The sequence below is a fragment of the Nonomuraea sp. SBT364 genome, assembly GCF_001083785.1.
Classification (GTDB): domain Bacteria; phylum Actinomycetota; class Actinomycetes; order Streptosporangiales; family Streptosporangiaceae; genus Nonomuraea.
In genome coordinates, this window is record NZ_LAVL01000002.1 from 1 (window position 1) to 18767 (window position 18767).

17 protein-coding genes and 1 pseudogene are annotated in these 18767 nt (G+C 72.7%); 12 read left to right on the forward strand and 6 right to left on the reverse strand.

All coding sequences use genetic code 11. The features are described from left to right. Positions 1-689 (forward strand): annotated as a pseudogene (locus tag ADY59_RS01470) (MFS transporter); the annotation flags it as partial. On the opposite strand, the gene ADY59_RS01475 reads toward ADY59_RS01470, so the two are convergent. Next, on the reverse strand, positions 644-1591 hold the full coding sequence (locus tag ADY59_RS01475; RefSeq protein ID WP_049556695.1) for a DNA polymerase ligase N-terminal domain-containing protein: 948 nt from the start codon (positions 1589-1591) through the stop codon (positions 644-646). The pseudogene ADY59_RS01470 and the gene ADY59_RS01475 sit on opposite strands and share 46 nt — an antisense overlap. 76 nt (positions 1592-1667) lie before the next feature. Between ADY59_RS01475 and ADY59_RS01480 the strand changes: the two genes are divergently transcribed. Together ADY59_RS01480 and ADY59_RS01485 are read left to right on the forward strand one after the other, a co-directional pair. Next, complete coding sequence (locus tag ADY59_RS01480; RefSeq protein ID WP_049556697.1) at positions 1668-2498, forward strand: hypothetical protein; 831 nt, start codon at positions 1668-1670, stop codon at positions 2496-2498. Between the two features lie 14 nt (positions 2499-2512). Then, positions 2513-3325: a hypothetical protein gene (locus ADY59_RS01485; RefSeq protein WP_049556699.1), complete on the forward strand. Its 813-nt coding sequence runs from the start codon at positions 2513-2515 to the stop codon at positions 3323-3325. Here the strand turns inward: ADY59_RS01485 and ADY59_RS01490 are convergent. The 4 genes from ADY59_RS01490 to ADY59_RS01505 all read right to left on the reverse strand — a co-directional run bounded on the left by ADY59_RS01490 (position 3322) and on the right by ADY59_RS01505 (position 7293). Then, a complete protein-coding gene (locus ADY59_RS01490) occupies positions 3322-4014 on the reverse strand; it encodes a FadR/GntR family transcriptional regulator (RefSeq protein WP_231618490.1) in 693 nt (230 codons plus the stop codon). The genes ADY59_RS01485 and ADY59_RS01490 overlap by 4 nt on opposite strands. Positions 4015-4021: 7 nt before the next feature. Continuing rightward, positions 4022-5047, reverse strand: a complete 1026-nt coding sequence (locus ADY59_RS01495) for an MBL fold metallo-hydrolase (RefSeq protein ID WP_049556703.1) — start codon at positions 5045-5047, stop codon at positions 4022-4024. 88 nt (positions 5048-5135) lie between these two features. After that, the gene (locus ADY59_RS01500) at positions 5136-6254 is read right to left on the reverse strand and encodes a steroid 3-ketoacyl-CoA thiolase (RefSeq protein WP_049556705.1); all 1119 of its coding nucleotides are present in this window, start codon (positions 6252-6254) and stop codon (positions 5136-5138) included. 43 nt (positions 6255-6297) lie between these two features. Then, entirely contained in the window at positions 6298-7293 is a 996-nt protein-coding gene (locus ADY59_RS01505) for a sigma-70 family RNA polymerase sigma factor (protein WP_049556707.1), read from the reverse strand. A 148-nt stretch (positions 7294-7441) separates the two neighbouring features. Here ADY59_RS01505 and ADY59_RS01510 point away from each other — a divergent pair, with 148 nt between their 5' ends. The 3 genes from ADY59_RS01510 to ADY59_RS01520 are packed head-to-tail and all read left to right on the forward strand — an operon-like array spanning position 7442 to position 12544. Further along, positions 7442-7720: a CATRA system-associated protein gene (locus ADY59_RS01510; protein WP_049556709.1), complete on the forward strand. Its 279-nt coding sequence runs from the start codon at positions 7442-7444 to the stop codon at positions 7718-7720. After that, complete coding sequence (locus ADY59_RS01515; protein WP_049556712.1) at positions 7707-8906, forward strand: CATRA conflict system CASPASE/TPR repeat-associated protein; 1200 nt, start codon at positions 7707-7709, stop codon at positions 8904-8906. The genes ADY59_RS01510 and ADY59_RS01515 overlap by 14 nt, the downstream gene beginning before the upstream one ends. Further along, a complete protein-coding gene (locus ADY59_RS01520) occupies positions 8903-12544 on the forward strand; it encodes a CHAT domain-containing protein (RefSeq protein ID WP_049556713.1) in 3642 nt (1213 codons plus the stop codon). Before ADY59_RS01515 ends, ADY59_RS01520 begins: the two co-directional genes overlap by 4 nt. Positions 12545-12552: 8 nt before the next feature. On the opposite strand, the gene ADY59_RS01525 is transcribed toward ADY59_RS01520, so the two are convergent. Then, on the reverse strand, positions 12553-13203 hold the full coding sequence (locus ADY59_RS01525) for a TetR family transcriptional regulator (RefSeq protein WP_082309771.1): 651 nt from the start codon (positions 13201-13203) through the stop codon (positions 12553-12555). Positions 13204-13389: 186 nt separating this feature from the next. Between ADY59_RS01525 and ADY59_RS01530 the strand changes: the two genes are divergently transcribed. From ADY59_RS01530 to ADY59_RS01555, 6 genes are read left to right on the forward strand one after another with little or no spacing between them, the layout of a single operon-like run. Then, entirely contained in the window at positions 13390-14400 is a 1011-nt protein-coding gene (locus ADY59_RS01530; protein ID WP_049556717.1) for an acyl-CoA dehydrogenase family protein, read from the forward strand. Further along, positions 14400-15554, forward strand: coding sequence for an acyl-CoA dehydrogenase family protein (locus ADY59_RS01535; protein WP_049556719.1), 1155 nt, complete (start codon positions 14400-14402; stop codon positions 15552-15554). Before ADY59_RS01530 ends, ADY59_RS01535 begins: the two co-directional genes overlap by 1 nt. Further along, entirely contained in the window at positions 15551-16441 is an 891-nt protein-coding gene (locus ADY59_RS01540) for a bifunctional MaoC family dehydratase N-terminal/OB-fold nucleic acid binding domain-containing protein (protein WP_049556721.1), read from the forward strand. Before ADY59_RS01535 ends, ADY59_RS01540 begins: the two co-directional genes overlap by 4 nt. Continuing rightward, the gene (locus ADY59_RS01545; protein ID WP_049556983.1) at positions 16438-16857 is read left to right on the forward strand and encodes a MaoC/PaaZ C-terminal domain-containing protein; all 420 of its coding nucleotides are present in this window, start codon (positions 16438-16440) and stop codon (positions 16855-16857) included. The genes ADY59_RS01540 and ADY59_RS01545 overlap by 4 nt, the downstream gene beginning before the upstream one ends. Further along, entirely contained in the window at positions 16854-18026 is a 1173-nt protein-coding gene (locus ADY59_RS01550; RefSeq protein WP_049556723.1) for a lipid-transfer protein, read from the forward strand. Before ADY59_RS01545 ends, ADY59_RS01550 begins: the two co-directional genes overlap by 4 nt. A gap of 23 nt (positions 18027-18049) precedes the next feature. Further along, a complete protein-coding gene (locus ADY59_RS01555) occupies positions 18050-18727 on the forward strand; it encodes a DUF981 family protein (protein ID WP_231618491.1) in 678 nt (225 codons plus the stop codon). The last annotated feature ends 40 nt before the right edge of the window (positions 18728-18767 follow it).

Sequence of the window (18767 nt, forward strand, 5' to 3'; positions counted from 1 at the left end):
GTGGAGGGGCGGGGGTTCGGGGGGAGTTGCGGGCTTTGCGTGACGGGCGGCTCCGGGTGACGCTGCTGCTCGGCGCGCTGGTCAACGGGGCGACCTTCTGTGCCTACACGTACCTGGCGCCGGTGGTCACCGAGGTCGCGGGCCTGGGCGCGGCGTGGGTGCCGGTGGTGCTGGCGCTCTTCGGCGCCGGGTCGTTCGCGGGCGTGACCGCCGCCGGCCGGCTGGCCGACAGGCGGCCCGCGCGGGTGCTGGTGGCCGGTGGGGCGTGCCTGCTGGCCGGGTGGGTGGTGTTCGCGCTGGCCGCCGGGAGCCCGGTGGCGGCGATCGCGCTCGTGCTCGCACAGGGCGCGCTGGCGTTCGCCGTCGGCTCGACGCTCATCTCCCAGGCGCTGTACGCGGCGGCGGGCGCACCGCTGCTGGCAGGCGCGTACGCCACGGCGGCGTTCAACGTCGGCGCGGCGCTCGGCCCCTGGCTGGGCGGCCTGGCCATCGACGCCGGCTACGGGTTCCGCTCGCCCCTGTGGGTGAGCGCCCTCCTGGTCGCCCTCGCCTTCACCGTCCTGACCACCGTCCTGGCGACCGACAAGGCCACCGGCAAGGCCGCCGGCAAGGCCGCCGACAAGGCCGTCGGCCGGGTACGGCGTCAGGATGGCAGGAACAGCCAGGACGCCGACTCGCCGGGCTCGTAGGGGGAGTCGAGGCGCTTGGCGACGATCCCCGGCAGTCCCTGCTCGCGGGCCGCCTGCCGGACCGTGCCGGCCTCGCCCGGCCAGGAGGGCGCGGTCTGCCACCGGGAGGTCGACAGGCCGAGCGCCTCCAGCGCCGCCCGCCGGTCGCGGTACGGGCGATCCACCAGCGCGTGCCCGTCGTCGTACAGGAGGTCGTAGAAGACCAGCACCTCGGCGCCCGCGAGCGTGGTCAGCTCGCCGTCGAGCACCGCCGTGCGGCTGCCGAACGACTCCGCCAGCGGGCGCAGCCACGGGTGCTCCCTGGCGGCGTCGGTGCGCCCGCCCCGGACGGGGACGAGCAGCCGGCGCCCGCCCCAGGCGAACTCGAAGGCGTACGCGGCGGCGTCGCGCGGCGCGGACCTGCGCGGCACGGGCAGCATCGGCGCCACGTCGGGGAACGGGTCGGTGACCGGCGGGTCCATGCGGTGGATCATCCAGTTCTTGCCGTTCGTCCGGAACAGCACGAACCTGCCCTCGGCCCGGCCGCCGTGCAGCACGATCTTGACCTCGCGGTCCGACCATTTCTCCGTCTCGTACGTGCCCCGGTCCCAGATCGTCATCGTGCCGCCGCCGTACTCGCCCTGGGGGATCTCGCCGTGGAAGGTGAGGTACTCCATCGGGTGGTCCTCGGTGTGCACGGCCAGGTGGTTGGTGCGGGGGTCGGCAGGCAGGCCCTTGGGGACGGCCCAGGAGACGAGCACGCCGTCGCGTTCCAGGCGCAGGTCCCAGTGCAGGGAGCGGGCGTGGTGCTCCTGGATGACGAACGCGTCGCCGCCCTGCGGCTGTGGCGCGTCCTGGGGGACGGGTTCGGGGGTCCGGCGGGCGTCACGTTTGCTTCGGTATTTGTGAAGTTTGTCGGCCACAAATGGCTCCTACCCGGTTATGGCTCTGCAAGGATGATCTATCCGCATTTCCCCCCGATGAGGATGTAGACGTGCCATGAGACGCTGGATCGTCCTGACGGTTGCCGCGCTGGTCGCGCTGGCCCCGAACGCCGCCGCCGCGCAGCCCGCCCCGCCGGATCCCGTACAGGCGTTGAAGAAACAGCTCCGCGCCGAACGCGGCGTCGATGTCGCCGAGGTGTCACGCGTGACCTTCCGCGGCGGTTCGACGAGCAGGACCCGCGTCAAGGGCGGGATCCAGTTCGGGACTGACGGGCCCGTCGCCTCGTACGTGACCTTCTCCGGTGTCCCGCAGAAGCACGGGGAGCTGTTGGACGATGTCCAAATGATCATCACCCCGGGTCAGATCTTCATGGGTGCGGACGGGCTGGAGCTGCCTTCCGGCAAGCGGTGGCTCGGCTTCAAGGCTCCGAAGGGCGTCGAGATCATCCCGCTGCCCGGCCTCGTACTCAGCGGTCAGACCATCAACGTGCTCGATCCGGCCGTCCTGAAGGCGGTCCTCAAGGGCTCGAAGGTCAAGAGTGTGCCGGGAGGGCACCTCTACCAGGGCGTCGTGACCTACGCCGAGCTCTACCGGGCGTCCACGAGCTATTACGCCATGAGGTTCGGCAAGGGCTCCCTCGGCGAGCTAGCCGGGCGGAAGATCTCCTGGCGCCTCTGGACGGACAGGCAGGGCCTGGTCAAGCGCCTGATGAGCAATGAGAAGGGCCCGTTCGACGAGGGCGCCGACACGCGCTACTCCGGCTGGGGGCAGCGGATGATCATCACGCCGCCGCCCGCCGACGAGGTCATGGACTGGGGCGAATTCCTCGACCGCCCTCTCGACCTGTCCAGCTTCGATCTCACCCCGTTCCGTACTTCCAGATGAGGATGAAGACTCCGATGAGACGATGGATCGTCGTGGCGGCCGCCGCGCTGTTCGCGCTGGCCCCGAACGCCGCCGCCGCGGCGCAGAGTGCCGCACCCGACCCGGTGCAGGCGATGAAGAGGCAGTTCCGCGCGGAGCGGGGTGTCGACTTCACCGAGGTCGCGCGCCTGCTCGGCGCCGAGACGCGCTCCCGGCGGCAGGGCGGGATCGCGTTCGGCCCCGGTGGCCCCGTCGCCACGTACCTGAGCGTGCGTGACGTCGGAGTCAGCGCACCGGAGGACGAGACGCGGGCCGTCGCCGGCGGCGACGCCCTCTACACGACGACGGACGTCGCGCTGCCCAAGGACAAGAACTGGGTCGTCTACCGGTATCCCGAGGGCCAGGTCAGGCCGGAGTTCTGGACCACCCAGCAGACGATCGACGTGTTCGACCCGGCGAGCCTCAAGGTCACGCTGAAGGGCGCCAAGGGCAAGGCCGTCTCGGGCGGCTACTACTTCCGGGGCGACGTGACGTACGCCGAGCTGAGCAAGGCCGCGGGCGGCACCTACGCCATCGACGTGAACGGCGTCAACTCGAAGGCGAAGGCCAAGGCCAAGGTCGCGTGGAAGCTCTGGACCGACTCCTCCGGCCGGATCCAGCGCTTCATGACCACCGACATCTCAGCCAAGGGCGCGTGGCTGAAGAGCGTCGACACCCGCTTCTCCGAGTGGGGCCGCCTGCAGACGATCCCGCTGCCGTCGGCCGAGGAGGTCATCGACCACGACGAAGTGGGCAAGGTGCCGAGCTTCCCGAAGGGCCTGAGCCTCCGGGGCAAGGGAAGGCACTAGTCCAGGGCCTTGCGCAGCCAGGATTCGACGCCCGCTATGTGGACGGTGGCCCAGGACCGGGCCACGTCGGCCTGGCGGGCGGCGATGGCCTCGTAGATGGCCGTATGCTGCTCGCGCGTCTTGTCCATGGCGCCTTCCTGGGTGAGGCCGCGCCAGATCCGGGCCCGGGTGGTGGGCCCGGACAGGCTCTCGATGAACGAGCACAGCACGCTGTTGCCCGACCCGCGCGCGATCCGCTGGTGGAACTCCAGGTCGTTGGCGACGAGCTCCTCGATCGTCGGGTCGGCGGGCAGCGACTCCAGGATGGCGCGCAGCTCGTCGATCTCCTCGTCGGTCATCAGCTCGGTGGCCATGGCGGTGGCGGCGGGTTCGAGGATGCGGCGCACCTCGAAGAACTGGATGACGGTGTCGTCGCGGTGCAGGTCGAGCACGAACGACATGGTGTCGAGGAGCAGCCGGGGCTCCAGGCTCGTGACGTAGGTGCCGTCGCCCTGCCGGACGTCCAGGACGTTGATCAGGGCGAGGGCGCGCACGGCCTCGCGCAGCGAGTTGCGTGACAGGCCGAGGCGCTCGGCCAGGTCGGACTCCTTGGGCAGCCTGTCGCCGGGGGCCAGCTCGCCGGAGAGGATCATCTGCTTGATCTTGTCGATGGCCGCGTCGGTGACCGCCACGATCTTCCCCCTAGACATCGGATGTCTAGGAGTCTAGGGCCTGGAACCGTACGGCGCCGCCGCCCGTGACGCGGCGGATCGCGCCGCGGGCCTCCAAGGTGCGCAGGTGTGCGGCGGCCTCGCCGGCGGCCATGCCGCGCAGCATCGGCGGCAGGTCGGCCCAGGGCCGGTTCCAGGTCATCATGGCGGCGCTCTCCCAGATGGTCAGTGGCTCGGCCCGGTCGCGGAGCTGGGTGTGGAGCCCTTCGAGCTTCTCCTCGTGATGGTCGCGGATCTGGGCCGCCCGTGCCGCCACATCAGGAAAAGTCCACTCATGGGCGGGCAGGGCGTCGAGGGGACCGAGCTCGCCGACGCGATGCAGGGAGTCCAGGAAATCACCCAAGGGATCGACGTCATCCCTGTCATAGGGATAGATCCCGATGTGGGGAGTGATGTCGGGGAGGACGTGGTCGCCGGTGAACAGGCGGTCGGCGTCCTCCAGGTGCAGGCAGACGTGGCCGGGCGTGTGGCCGGGCGTGTGCACGGCCCGCAGCTTCCGGCCCGGCAGGTCGATGAGGTCGCCGTCGCGCAGTTCCCGGTCCGGCCGCGCGGGCGGCTCGCCCCGGTTGCCGGACACGGCCGCCACCTCCTCCGGGTCCGCGCCGGCCCGCTTCAGCATCTCCGCCTGGAAGTCCCGGTGCTCGTCCTGGGCCAGCCCGTGCATCATCGCGACCAGCGCCGCGTCGGCCTCGTGCATCGCGATCCAGGCGCCCGACTCCTGCCGGACCTGTCCGGCGAGCCCGGCGTGGTCGGGGTGGAAGTGGGTGACGACCACGCCGCTGACGTCGGCCACGTCCATGCCGGCGACGGCCAGGCCGTCCCGCAGCGCCGCCCAGGCGTCCGGGTGGTTCCAGCCCGCGTCGACGAGCAAGGGGCCGTTGGCGGACTCGACGGCGTACACGAGCGTGTAGCCGAGCGGGTTGCCGGGGATCGGCACGGGCACGCTCCACACCCCGCCGCCGAGGTCCCGCGTGCGCTGTTCGGCATACGGCCTGCGCCGCGTTCGTGTCATCGAGTGGCCCCCGTCGTGCGTGCGTGTCCTGGGTCGAGTGTGGGTGCGGGGGCGGGAGGATGGGAATGGCTTTTCAGGATTCGTCCCCTCACGCGACGCGCTCGAGGATCGTGGCCGTGGCCAGTGCGCCGCCCGCGCACATCGTGACCAGGGCCGTCGAGGAGTCCGAGCGTTCCAGCTCGTGCAGCGCGGTGGTGATCAGCCGCGCGCCGGTCGCGCCGACCGGGTGGCCGAGCGCGATCGCGCCGCCGTTGACGTTGACGCGGTCGAAGTCCGGCTGGTGCACGCTCGCCCACGACAGCACCACCGACGCGAACGCCTCGTTCACCTCGAACCTGTCGATGTCGCCCACCGACATGCCGGCCGCCGCGAGCACCCGCGCCGTCGCGTCCACCGGCCCGTCCAGATGGAAGTACGGCTCCGAGCCGACGAGCGCCTGGGCCAGGATCCGCGCTCTCGGGCGCAGCCCGTGCCTGACCGCCGCCTCCTCGCTCATCACCAGCACGGCGGCGGCCCCGTCGGAGATCTGCGACGAGGTCCCGGCGGTGTGCAGGGTGCCCTCGCCCTGGACCGGCCTGAGCGCGGCCAGACCCTCGACGGTGGTGTCGCGCAGCCCCTGGTCGCGGGTGACGTCCCCGACGGGCACGACCTCCCGCGCGAACCGGCCGTCGGCCCAGGCCTTCGCCGCGAGCCGCTGCGACCGCGCGCCGAACCAGTCGAGCCGCTCCCGGGTGAGCCCGCGCCGCCGGGCGATCCGCTCGGCGGCGGTGAACTGGTCGGGCAGGTCGATGCTCCAGTCGTCGGGCCGGGGCTGGGCCGGTAACACGTTGCTGCCGAGCGGCGCCCGGCTCATCACCTCGACCCCGCAGCCCACGCCCGCGTCGATCACCCCGGCCCGGATCATCGCCGCCGCCAGGTGCACCGCCTGCTGAGAGGATCCGCACTGCGCGTCGACGGTGGTGACGCCCGCCTGGTAGGGCAGGCCCGCGTAGAGCCAGGCGTGCCGGCCGACGTGCCCGCCCTGCTCACCGGCCTGGGTCACGCACCCGGCGAACACCTGCTCGACCACGGCGGGATCGAGGCCGGTGCGCGTCATCAGGCCGTTCAGCGCCGTGGCCAGCACCTGTTGCGGCTTTAGACCGGCCAGCTGCCCGCCGCGCTTGCCGATCGGGGTGCGTACGGCCTCGACGATCACGGGTGTCCCCACAGCCACCTCCAGAACGATGCTCTGGTGGCGACTGTAACTGGTTCTACTTTCCGGCGAAAGCCCCGGCGGGCAGGCTCTGCGGCAGCCCGAACACGTCGAACAGCCGCAGGTCGAAGAACATCGCGACATGGCTGATCAACGGACCGTCGAAGTCGATCACCACCAGCGAGAACCGCCGGTAGCCGTCGCCGTCGCGGAAATACAGGGCGAACGCCGGCTGGCCGTTGGCCCCCGTCGGCACCAGCCGAAGGTCGCCGGGAGCCTGGGCCGGGCATCGGGTCTCGACCAGCTCGGCGATGGCGTCGGGCCCCTGGTACCACCCCTCGAAGGGCGGCATCTCCCAGACGGCCTCCTTGGTGAACAGGTCGACGATGGTCTGGATGTCGTAGCTCTCGAACGCCTTGACGTAGCGGTCGAGCAGCTCGCTCTGCTCCCGCGTCAGCGGCTCCGGCCGGTCGTCGAGGCTGGGCGCCACCTGCTCCAGCTGAGCCCGGGCCCGCTGCAGAATGCTGTTGACGGCGGCCGTCGTGGTGTCGAGCGCCTCGGCGACCTCCGCCGCCCGCCACTTGAGCACCTCACGCAGGATCAGGACCGCGCGCTGCCTCGGCGGCAGGTGCTGCAGGGCGGCCACGAGCGCGAGCCGGATGCTCTCGCGCGAGGTGACGATCGCGGCCGGGTCGTCGCCCCCGGCGCCCACCATCCCGTCGGGGACCGGCTCCAGCCACGGCACCTCCCTGCGCTCGACCAGCGGCGCGGCCGGCTCGGTCGCCGGCGCGCCCAGACCCGTGGGCAGCGGCCGGCGCCCCCGGTTGTCGAGCGCGGTCAGGCACTGGGTGGTGGCGATGCGGTAGAGCCACGTCCGCAGGGACGAACGCCCCTCGAACCCGTCATAGGCGCGCCAGGCACGCAGATAGGTCTCCTGGACCAGGTCCTCCGCGTCGTGCACCGACCCCGTCATGCGATAGCAGTGCGCGAGCAGCTCCCGGCGCATCGGGTCAGCCTGCCGGAGGAAATCCTCGTTTGACGGCTTGTCGGTCATACCTTCCTGTATAGACGACGCGACCGACAGATCGCCTCTTTCCCCTGGTAGGAGGCCGGTTTCGGCCGGCTTCTGGCGGAGGTGCCCGGTGGCGCGCACACTGAAGCCGCGTGCTCCGGAGCGAGTGATGTCCCCAGGGAGGATCGGCATGCACGACGAGGCGGTGGCGCGGCTGCGCGAGGCGCTCGACTGGGAGCTTCCCGAGCCGTGGTGGCCGGACGTGGGCGCGGCCGTGGACAGGCTCGCGGCCTCGCCGGACGTGTCGGCGGACCTCGGGCACCTGGAGCTGGCCGGGCCGATGCGGATCGCCTCCCGCTTCCCCGACCGGCCGGTGACGCCGATGCCGGAGCAGATCCGCGAGCGGGTCAACGAGCTGATCCACAGCCTGTCCGTCCCCGTCGCGGACGGGGCCGATGAACAAGGATGACCCGGCGGACCCCGGGCTGGTCGTCCACGTGTTCGCGGCGGCCACGGGGCCGGAGGCGGCGCGGGGTGAGCAGCGGGTCCGCGAGATCTGGGACTCCCTCGGCGACCGGCTGGGGATGGCCGTCAGGACGCGGGGGCCGGTCGAGGTGCGGTCCGCCCCTGGCGAGCCGCTGCGCGAGGCGGTGCTGCGGGTGGAGCACGACGTGCGCTGCCTGACGGTGACGCTCACGGGCGGCTCGTGGAAGGAACTGGCCGATCTCTGGGCCGGGTGCGCGGGCGGGGAGCTCGGCGCCTGGGTCCTGGGCGAGTGCAGGCTGTTCGTGGCCTACGGTCCCACCCCGCCGGACGCGGACCGTACGAGCAGGATGCTGTCCCTGTTGCCCGAGCCGGCGACGGCCGGCCGGATGACGGCCCGGGACGGGGTCGTGCTGTGGGAGGTCGGCGGGGAGGAGGCCGCCCGGAGCCGGCGGACGTTCGCGATGCTGGCCCCACGCGAGCTGGAGGCCCGGGTCGACGCGTGGGCGTGGACCGGCGGTGACGGGCGGCTCGCGCCGTTCGCCCGCTATCTGATGCACGCCGCGAAGGTCCGCCATCACCTGCGGCTCTACGCGGGCGGTGAGAGCGTACGGGCGGCGCGGGCCCGGGTGGACGAGCAGGTCGACGAGCTCCTGAGGATGCTGGACGGCGACGGGCTGCCGTCGGCCCGGCGGGAGCTGGCCGAGCGGCAGATCGCCGGGGCCGGGCTGATCTGGGTCGTGACGCGGCTGCGCGAGATGCGGCGGAGCGTGGAGATCGCCCGGCACAACATGCGCGCGCAGGCCCTCGACGACGATCTGACGCTGACCGACTGGTTCCTGACGCGGATGGACGACGAGCTCGCGTACGCCGAGGCGAGCCGCGAGCGGGCCCGCGAGATCGCCGCCATCGCGGACCAGGTGCTGGCCGAGCGGATGCAGAGCCGGGCTGAGGAGAGCGGGCGCCGGTGGGAGCGGTTCGGCGTCCTGAGCACCTCCGTGGTGGGCGCGCTGATCATGATGCTGACGGCGGTGCAGGCGCTGGGCTACCGCGTCCCGGTGCCCGAGCCGGTCAAGCCGGTGATCGTGGCGGGGCTGGCCGTGACGGCGCTCGGGCTGACCGGGTTCGGCGTGGTCAGGTTCGGATTCGGCAAGAGGCGGAGGGGCCGTTGAGACCGGAAGAGCACATCGAGCGGTTCATGCGGACGGGGGACGTCGAGGCCCTGGAGGCCGGGATCGCCGGCTATCGGCGGGCCCTGCGGCGCGACGAGGACCCGGCGCTGCTCGCCGGCCTGGGCAACGCCATGAGCATGCGCTACGGCGTGCTGCGCGTGGAGGCCGACCTGGAGGAGGCGATCGGCCTGCACCGCCGGGCCGTGGCGGGGCTGGCGGCGCGGCCCGGGCTGGCGGACGCCCGGGCCGGGCTGGCGACGGTGCTGGGCAACCAGCGCGGAACGGTTCCCGGCCGGTTGGAGGAGGCGCTGGAGCTGTACGCGGCCGCTCTCGGCGGCGAGCTCGAGGACCGGGCGCTGGTGCTGGCCAACTACGGGATGGCCCTCATGCTCCGGCACGAGGCGACCCTCGACCGCGCCGACCTGCTCCGTGGCATCGAAGCCTTACGCGAGTCGGTGCGCCGCACGGACCGGGCGGGCGACCGCTATCTGTGGCGGCTCGCCAAGCTCGCCAGCTCCCTGGTGCTGGTCGCCGACGAGCCGGCGAACGCGCGGGAGCTGAAGGCGGCGATGGAGGAGGTGCGGGCGCGGTACGGCGAGGCGTCCGAGCCGGTCAAACAGGAGATTCAGCTCCTGCTGGGAGCGCTGATGGCGGTCGACGAGATCCCGGTCATCACCCCCGAGATGCTGAAGCGGTTCCGTACGCTGCCGACCGAGCAGTTCATGGGGCCCGGCGGCAGGTCGCGCTACCTCGCCGGTCTGGGCGGCATGCTCATCGAGGACGTCCGGAGCTCCGGCCGGCTGGATCGGGCCGACCAGGCGGTGGAACTGTTCCGCCAGGCGGTGGCGCAGGCGCCGCCCGGACACCCCGAGACGGCGCAGTTGCTGATCGGGCTCGGCGCGGTGCTGGGGCTGCGCATGGAGTTCAGCGGCACGACGGGCGACCTGGACGAGATGATCGACGCGTTGCGCCGGGGAGTGGCCGCCGCCGATCCGCAGGACGAGCACGTGGGGATGTACCGGTCGGACCTGGCCAACGCGCTGATGCTGAAGTTCCACCGGGGCGGTGGCCGGCGGGTCCTCGACGAGGCCGTCCGCTCCTACCGGCGAGCCCTGGCCGAGTCGCCGCAGCACGCCGAGCGCGCGATGGCGCTGACCGGCCTCGGCTCCGCCCTCTCCTACAGGTACGAGCTCACCGGGAACCTGGACGAGCTCGACGAATCAGTCGACAGCCATCGGGCCGCCGTCACCCTGACCGGGCCGGACCACCAGAACTACGCGCTGTACCTGGCCAACCTGGGCGCCACGCTGGAACAGCGCTACGAGCGGACCCGCCGGGGGGAGGACACCGACGAGGCCGCCCGGGTGATGCGCGACGCGGTGGCCGCCACGCCGGACAGCAGCCCGTACCGCCCGGGATATCTCGGGAACCTGGCCTCCGTGCTGCTGGAGCGCTACCGGTTCACCGGCCAGACGGCGGCGCTGCGGGAGGCCGTGGAGCGGGCCCGCGAGGCCGTCCTCACCGTGCACCCCGGCAACGACCAGCGGCCCGGCGTCCTCAACAACCTCGGCACGGTGCTCCTGCAGACAGGCGAGGACCTCGACGAGGCGATCGACGCCTTCCGCGACGCCAGGGCGGCGGCCGTGCCCGGCACCGCGCTGCACACCAGGACGACGGTCAACCTGGGCGGCGCCCTGCTGGTCAGGGCCCTGTCGCCGGGGCTGACGGCGGCGAACCTGCGGACGATGATCGCGCAGGCGCTGGGCGAGTGGACGCCCGAGGCCGCCGACGCCGACCAGCCGGACCTGGAGGAGGCCATCGCGCTGCTCAACGAGGCCATCAGGGCCGAACCGTCGGGCGGGACGGCCGCGTACGCCCACCTCGGCGGCGCGCTGCGCAAGCGGTTCCAGGTGACCGGCAGGGCCAGGGACCTCAGGCGGGCGGTCCGCATGATGCGGGCGGCGGTGGACACCTGCCCGCCGGCCGACCCGGGCGCCTCGACCTCGCTGTACTTCCTCGCCGAGACACTCACCGACCAGTGGCGGATGACGGGCTCCCCGGCTCCCCGCGACGAGGCCGTCACGCGCTACCGGCAGGCGAGCCAGGTGGAGACCGCGGCGGCCGACTGGCGGGTCGAGGTCGGGCGGCGGTGGGGCGAGTTCGCCATGGAGGCGGATCTCGCCCAGGAGGCGGCCGAGGGCTTCGCGGCGGCCGTCTCCGCGCTGCACGAGGCGGCCTGGCGCGGGCTCGGCCGCGACGACCAGGAGCGGGTGCTGCGGGCCTACGAGGGGCTGGCCCGCGACGCGGCGGCCGCGGCGATCCGGGCGGGCGACCCCGGGGCCGCCCTCGAACTGCTGGAGGAGGGCCGTGGCGTCATGCTCACCCAGGTCATCGACCACCGCACCTCCCGGGCCTTGCTGCACGCCGCCGTGCCCCCGCTCGCGGACGCGCTCGGGGAGGTGCAGGACGCCCTGGCCTTCGCCGAACGCATGGACCTGTCCGACGACCTGTCCGACGACCCGGCCGCCGACCGTGCGCGGCAACTGGACCAGCGGCCCGCCCTGCGACGGCGCCGAGAGGAGATCATCGCGGAGATCCGGGCGCTGCCCGGGTTCGCGGACTTCCTGGGGCCGCCGCGCCGCGAGAGCCTGCTGCGGGTCGCCGCCGACGGTCCCGTCGCCGTCCTGAACGTCAGCCGCTACGGCTGCGACGCCCTGCTCGTGACCTCCGACGAGATCCGGGCCCTGCCGCTCGCCATCACCTCCGGCCGGGCACAGGAGCGGGCGGCCGGGTTCGCCCGCGCGGTGGAGGACAGGGACAACGACGAGATCGTCGCCTGCCTCGGCTGGCTCTGGGACCACGTCACCGGGCCGGTGCTGGCGGCGCTGGGCCCGGTGACCAGGGTCTGGTGGTGCCCCACAGGCCCGCTGTCGCTCCTGCCGATCCACGCCGCCGGTGAGGCGCCGGAACGGGTGATCTCCAGCTACACGCCGACGCTGCGAGCCCTGAAGCACGCCCGAGACCAGGCCGGACCGGTCGCGGATCGCCCGGCGATGGTCGTCGGCGTCCCCTCGGTCGCCGGGGAGGTCGTGCTGAAGGGCGTGGACCTGGAGCTGGAGGCCGTGCGCCCGCGCCTGCCGCAGCGGGTGGAGCTGTACGGCGACGCCGCCACCCACGAGCGGGTGCTGGCGGAGCTCGACGACAGCGCCGTGGTGCACTTCGCCTGCCATGCCGTGCAGGACCCCACCGATCCCTCCAGTGCCCGGCTGCTGCTGTACGACCGGCCGCTGACCGTGCGGGAGCTGTCGGTGCGTCACCTTCCCCGGGCCGAGCTCGCCTTCCTCAGCGGCTGCGAGACCTCGCGCGGGGGCGCCGTGCTGACCGACGAGGCCGTCGCCATCGCCACCGCGGTGCAGCTCGCCGGCTTCCCGCACGTGATCGGCGCCCTGTGGCCGATCAGCGACCTGCACGCCCCCGCCGTCGCGGCCGAGGTGTACGCGGTGCTGACGGCGGGGGGCACCCGCGATCCGGACCCGGCGGCGGCGGCCACGGCGCTGCACGTCGCGATCCGCGCCCTGCGCGCCCGGCGGCCCGGCTTCCCCGTCTTCTGGGCCTCATACGTGCACGTCGGCCCTTGAGGGCTCGGTCAGAGGTCGCTCAGCAGCCGGTCGGAGGCGATCTCGATGCGCCGCTGGATCTGGTCGTAGGTGCGGCGGCCGCGGAGCATCTCGAGGAGCTCCTGGACCCAGATGCTCGACAGGGAGCCGGCCAGGGCGAGCTGCTCCTCCGAGGCCCGGGCGGGGTCGAGGCCGTCGGCCGAGACGCGGAGCAGCAGGCCGGTCATGCGGTCACCGAACGGGGTCTCGACCTCGGCGAGGATGAGCGACCTGATCAGGGCGTCGGCCAGCTCGGGCTCGCGCATGAGGCCGCGGGTGGCGCGCATCAGGACGTCGACGGCGCGGCCGGAGGCGGTCGGGGAGCTCGGCGGGCGGCGCTGGATGCTGCTTTCGAGGAGGTCGATCTCCTCGCCGACGACGGCCACGACCAGGTCCATCTTGGAGGGGAAGTAGCGGTAGAGGGTGCCGAGGGCGACGCCGGCCCGCTCGGCGACCGTGCGCATCTGCATCGCCTCGACGCCGCCCCGGGAGGCGAGCGCCGCGGCGGCCTGGACGATGCGCTTGCGCCGCTGGTGCTGGCTGCGCGAACGGACGCTGTTGCCGCCGGGCGCGGGGTGGTGCTCCATGGGCCCCTCAGGGTCGGCGGGGGGCGTGGCGACGGCCGCCTGCGGAGTGCGCATGAGAACACGTTATCTGATTTCTCGATAACCCGGCTTGTTACTCGCCAGTCACTAACAAGCCGTATAGATGCATGTCTTTGGCGTTACACGGCTAAATCTGGACTTATCAATAAAAGCGACCTCTGGACAGATATTAGAATCTGTTCTAGTTTGCGGTTCTACCGACCGAGCGCTTGGTGGTGGTGCATGGACTTCAACCTCGACGAGACCCAGCGGGACCTGCGTACCCTCACCGCGGAGTTGCTGGCCAGGGAGGAGAAACAGGACGGGACACGGCTGTGGGAGGCGCTGCGCGAGGCGGGCCTGACGGCGATCTGCGTCCCCGAGCACGCGGGGGGCGCAGGACTGGGGCCGGTCGAGATGGCGGTCGTGCTGCGCGAGCTCGGCGCCGGGGCCGCCCCCGGGCCGTTGCGCGAGACGCTGGTGAGCACGCTGGCCGCGAGCAGGCACGGCAGCCCCGAGCAGCAGCGCCGCCTGGCCGGCGAGACCCCCTCCACGGTGGCGCTCAGGGAGCCGGGCCGCGCCCTGACCGCCCCGCCGGCGACCATCGCCGAGCGGGCGCCGGCCGATCTGGCCGCCGGCTGGTTCCTGACGGGCCGCAAGTGCGGGGTCGCCCACTCCGGCGGGGACGTGCTGGTCACCGCCGACCAGGGACTGTTCCTGGTCCACGAGCCGCCCGCCACCCCCGAGTTCACCTCAACCGGCGAGCCCGCCGCCACGATCACGCTGGAGCGCTTCCCCGCCGAGCGGGTCGGCGGGCCGGAGGCGGCCGGAGACGTGCGGCGGCTGTTCACGGCGGCGGTCACGGCCCAGGCGAGCGGCGTGCTGGCCGGCGCGCTGGAGCTGACCACCTCCTACATCAGGACCAGGAAGCAGTTCGGCCGCGCGCTGGCCGAGTTCCAGGCCGTCACCATGCAGATCGCCGACGTCTACATCGCCGGGCGGGCGCTGGACGTGGCCATGTGGTCCGGCGCCTGGCGCCTGGGCGCCGGCCTGCCGGCCGAGGAGGACCTGGCCGTGGCCGCGCTGCACGCCGAGGAGGCGGCCCGGGCGCTGCACACCTGCCAGCACCTGCACGGCGGCCTCGGCCTGGACGTCACCTACCCGCTGCACCGCTACTTCGCGCAGGCCAAGCACCTGACCCACCTGCTCGGCGGCGCCGAGGCCCAGCTCGACCTGATCGGAGGGCTCGCCTGATGCTCATCGACCTGACCCCCGAGCAGCGCCGGCTCCGCGACGAGCTGCGCGAGTACTTCGCCGCCTGCCTCACCCCCGACGACCGCGCCAAGCTCGCCGAGGACCCGTTCGGCGAGGCGTACATGGCGCACTGCCGCCGCCTCGGCCGGGACGGCAAGCTGGGGCTCGGCTGGCCGAAGGAGTACGGCGGAGGCGGCCACGGCCCGCTCGAACAGCAGATCTTCGCCAACGAGATCGCCCGAGCCGGCGTCCCGTACCCGATCATCACGCTCCAGACGGTCGGCCCGACCCTCATGCAGTACGGCACGGCCGAGCAGAAGGAGCGGTTCCTGCCGAGCATCCTGGCCGGGGAGTGCCACTTCGCCATCGGCTACAGCGAGCCCGAGGCGGGCACCGACCTGGCCTCGCTGCGCACGTCGGCGGTGCTCGACGGCGACCACTACGTCGTCAACGGCCAGAAGATCTTCACCAGCGGCGCCCACCACGCCCAGTACATCTGGCTGGCCACCCGCACGAACCCGGAGGCCAAGAAGCACAAGGGCATCACCATGATGATCGCCTCGACGGACGACCCCGGCTTCTCCTGGACGCCGATCGTCACCATGGACGGCCGCCACCACACCAACTCCACCTACTACGCCGACGTGCGCGTCCCCGCCGACATGGTCGTGGGCGAGGTGGACAAGGGCTGGGACCTGATCGTCAACCAGCTCAACCACGAGCGCGTCACGCTCGGCCCGGCCGGGAACCTCGGCCAGACCTACGACCGCTTCCTCGCCTGGGCCCGCCGCACGGGGCTGGCCGACGAGCCGGAAGTACGGCGCGCGCTCGGCGCCGTACGGGCCTGGTTCCGCACCAACGAGCTGCTGAACTGGCAGGTCGCCGCCAACATGGACCTGGGCTGGCTCGGCGCCCCCGACGCGTCGGCCACCAAGGTCTACGGCTCCGAGCGCATGCAGGACGCGGGGCGGCTGCTCGGCGGCATCCTGGCCAGGTACGGCGACCCGGCCGACCCCGAGACCGCCGAGCTCATCGCGCGGACCGACCAGGCGGTCAAGGGGGCGGTGGTGCTGACGTTCGGCGGCGGCGTCAACGAGGTGCAGCGGGAGCTGATCGCCATGCTCGGCCTGAGCCTGCCCAGGCCGCCGCGATGACGGGCGACGGCGAACTGCGCGAGCTGGCCGCCAAACAGGCCGCGCTGGGCGAGGTGGCGGGCGCCCCGGCGGCCGACCCGGTCAACGTGCCGATGATCAGGCACTGGCTGTCCGCGATGGGCGACGCCAACCCGGTCTACCTGGACACGGGAGTGGCCCCGCCGGCGATGGCGCAGGTGTGGACCATGCAGGCGCCGGTGTCCGGCGACCGCTCGCCGGTGAACGTCATGATGACCGCGCTGGACGCGGCCGGCTACACCGGCGTGGTGGCGACCAACTGCGAGCAGACCTACCACCGTTACGCGCGGGTCGGCGAGCTGCTCACCCCCGCCACCCGTTTCACCGACCTGGCCGGACCCAAGCGGACGGCGCTCGGCGTGGGGTTCTTCGCCACCTGGGTCATCACCTGGTACGCCGACGCCGGGGAGCCGGTGGCCGAGATGCTGTTCAGGGTGCTGAAGTTCCGGCCGCCGGAGAAGCGGGCCGAGCCGTACCCGCTCCGGCCCGCCGTGAACCGGGACACCGCGTTCTTCTGGGAGGGGGTGCGCCGGGGCGAGCTGCGGGTCCAGAGCTGCGCCGACTGCGGCGAGCTGCGCCACCCGCCCGGCCCGATGTGCCCCCGATGCCACTCGGTGAACCGCGCCCACGTGGTGGCGGGCGGCGAGGGCGTCGTCTACAGCTACGTGGTGCACCACCATCCGCCGGTGCCGGGGCGCGAGACGCCGTTCGTCGTGGCGGTCGTGGAGCTTCCGGAAGGGGTGCGGATCGTGGGCAACGTCGTCGGCTGCCCGCCGGAATCGGTGGATGTCGGGATGCCGGTGCGCGTGACGTACCGCCCGATGGATGACGAACTGGTCCTGCCCGTGTGGACGCCCCGGGAGTCATGATGCGGACGCTGACGCAAGAGCAGGTCGAGGTGGGCTCGGTGCTGCCCGAGCTGTCCCTCGACCTCACGCCCACGGTGGTCGTCTCCACCGCACTCGCCACGATGGACTTCACCCCCGTGCACCACGACGTCGAGATCGCCAGGGCACAGGGGTCCAAGGACATCTTCCTCAACATCCTGACCACGATGGGGCTGATCGAGCGGTACGTCACCGACTGGGCCGGACCGGCGGCCGTCATCAGGCGGATCAACGTCAAGCTGGGCGTCCCCGCCTACGCGGGTGACCGGCTGAGCTTGCGGGGCAGCGTCGCCGCCCACGCGGAGGGCGAGGTCACCGTCGAGGTCAGGGGCATGGTCAGCCTCGGCGACCACGCCACCGGCACCGTCACCCTCGTCCTGCCGGCCGGGCAGCCATGACGGGGCTCGACGCGGCCGTCGCCGGCATCGGCGCGACGGACTTCAGCAAGGACTCGGGCCGCTCGGAGCTGCGGCTGGCGGCCGAGGCGGTGCTCGCCGCGCTCGACGACGCCGGGCTGTCCCCGGCCGAGGTCGACGGCATGGTCACCTTCACCCAGGACGCCAACCAGGAGATCGCCGTCGCCCGCGAGGTGGGCATCGGTGACCTGCGTTTCTTCTCGCGGGTCGACTACGGCGGCGGCGCGGCGTGCGCGACCGTGGCGCACGCGGCCATGGCCGTGACGACCGGGGCGGCCCGCGCGGTCGTCTGCTACCGGGCCTTCAACGAGCGCTCCGGGCGCCGGTTCGGCCAGCCGGACGCCGGGCTCGGCGGGCAGCCGTCCTCGCAGGGCATGGAGATGAGCTGGCACGTGCCGTACGGGCTGGTGACGCCCGCCGCCTGGGTGGCCATGTTCGCCCGCCGCTACCTGCACACCTACGGCGCGACGTCCGAGGACCTCGGCCGGGTGGCGGTCGCCATGCGCCGGCACGCGGCGACGAACCCGGCGGCCTGGTTCCACGGGCGGCCGATCACGCTGGCCGATCACCAGGCGTCGCGGTGGATCGCCGAGCCGCTGCGGCTGCTCGACTGCTGCCAGGAGAGCGACGGCGCGGTGGCGCTCGTCGTCACCACCACCGGGCGCGCCCGCGACCTGCGCCGCACCCCGGCCGTCGTGACCGCCGCCGCCCAGGGCTCCGGCGCCGGGCAGATGATGATGACGAGCTACTACCGCGATGACATGACCGGCCTGCCGGAGATGTCAGTGGTCGGCAGCAGGTTGTGGGAGATGTCCGGGCTGACGCCCGCTGACATCCAGACCGCGATCCTGTACGACCACTTCACCCCGTTCGTGCTGACGCAGCTGGAGGAGCTGGGGTTCTGCGGGCGCGGCGAGGCCGCCGGGTACGTGCGCGACGGCGGCATCGAGCTCGGCGGGCGGCTGCCGGTGAACCCGCACGGCGGGCAGCTCGGCGAGGCGTACATCCACGGCATGAACGGCATCGCCGAGGCCGTGCGCCAGCTCCGCGGGACGGCCGCCAACCAGGTGAGCGGGGTGCGGAACGTGCTGGTGACCGCGGGCACCGGGGTGCCTACCAGCGGGCTGATCCTGTCCGGCGTGTCGAATTGATCACTGTGGGTAGCCATGCGTACATGATCGGATATCTGCTGGTCCAGCCGGAGCTGAAGATCGACTGGACCAAGATGCCCACGTACAACACGATCATGGCCGTCGCGGCGGGCGTGGGGCTGGTGCTCGTGGTCGGCTTCGGCAGGAAGCTGCTGCGCGGCGAGCCGATGGAGCACGTGGAGGGGTGGGCGCTGGCGTTCGGCGTGCTCGGCGCGATCCTGACCGCCACCGGGCTGCACATGACGCTCACCTGGCCGCTGGCCGGGCAGGGGTTCCCGTTCGACAACATCATCTTCGGCGAGCCGTCGCTCGCGTTCGGCGTGATGCTGCTCGCGGCCGCCCTCTACCTGTGGAAGCGCTGGGCACCGCCGCCGGCCGCGGCCGACCGGCGCGAGGTCGTGGCGCGGGTGGCGGGGCCGGTCTCGGTGTTCGCCTTCGGGATGGGGCTGGCCTGCTTCGGCATCGCCGCCGCCGGGTGGACGTACACGCTGTTCGCCGCGCCGCCGCAGGAGCCGATCTCCGGGGCGTTCGCGGACCTGCCGATGCTGGAGGCGACGTTCATCTCCGGGCTGTACGTGCTGGTGGGCGTGGGGGCGGTGCTCTTCCCGTTCGCGCTGCGGGCCCGGGGCGGGCCCGCAGCGACGGTGACGGGGGGTGCTGGCTGGTCGCCGGGGTGGTGTTCACGCTGTTCGGGGCGTTGAACTACTTCACGCACATCGGGCTGATCGTCAACACCATGTG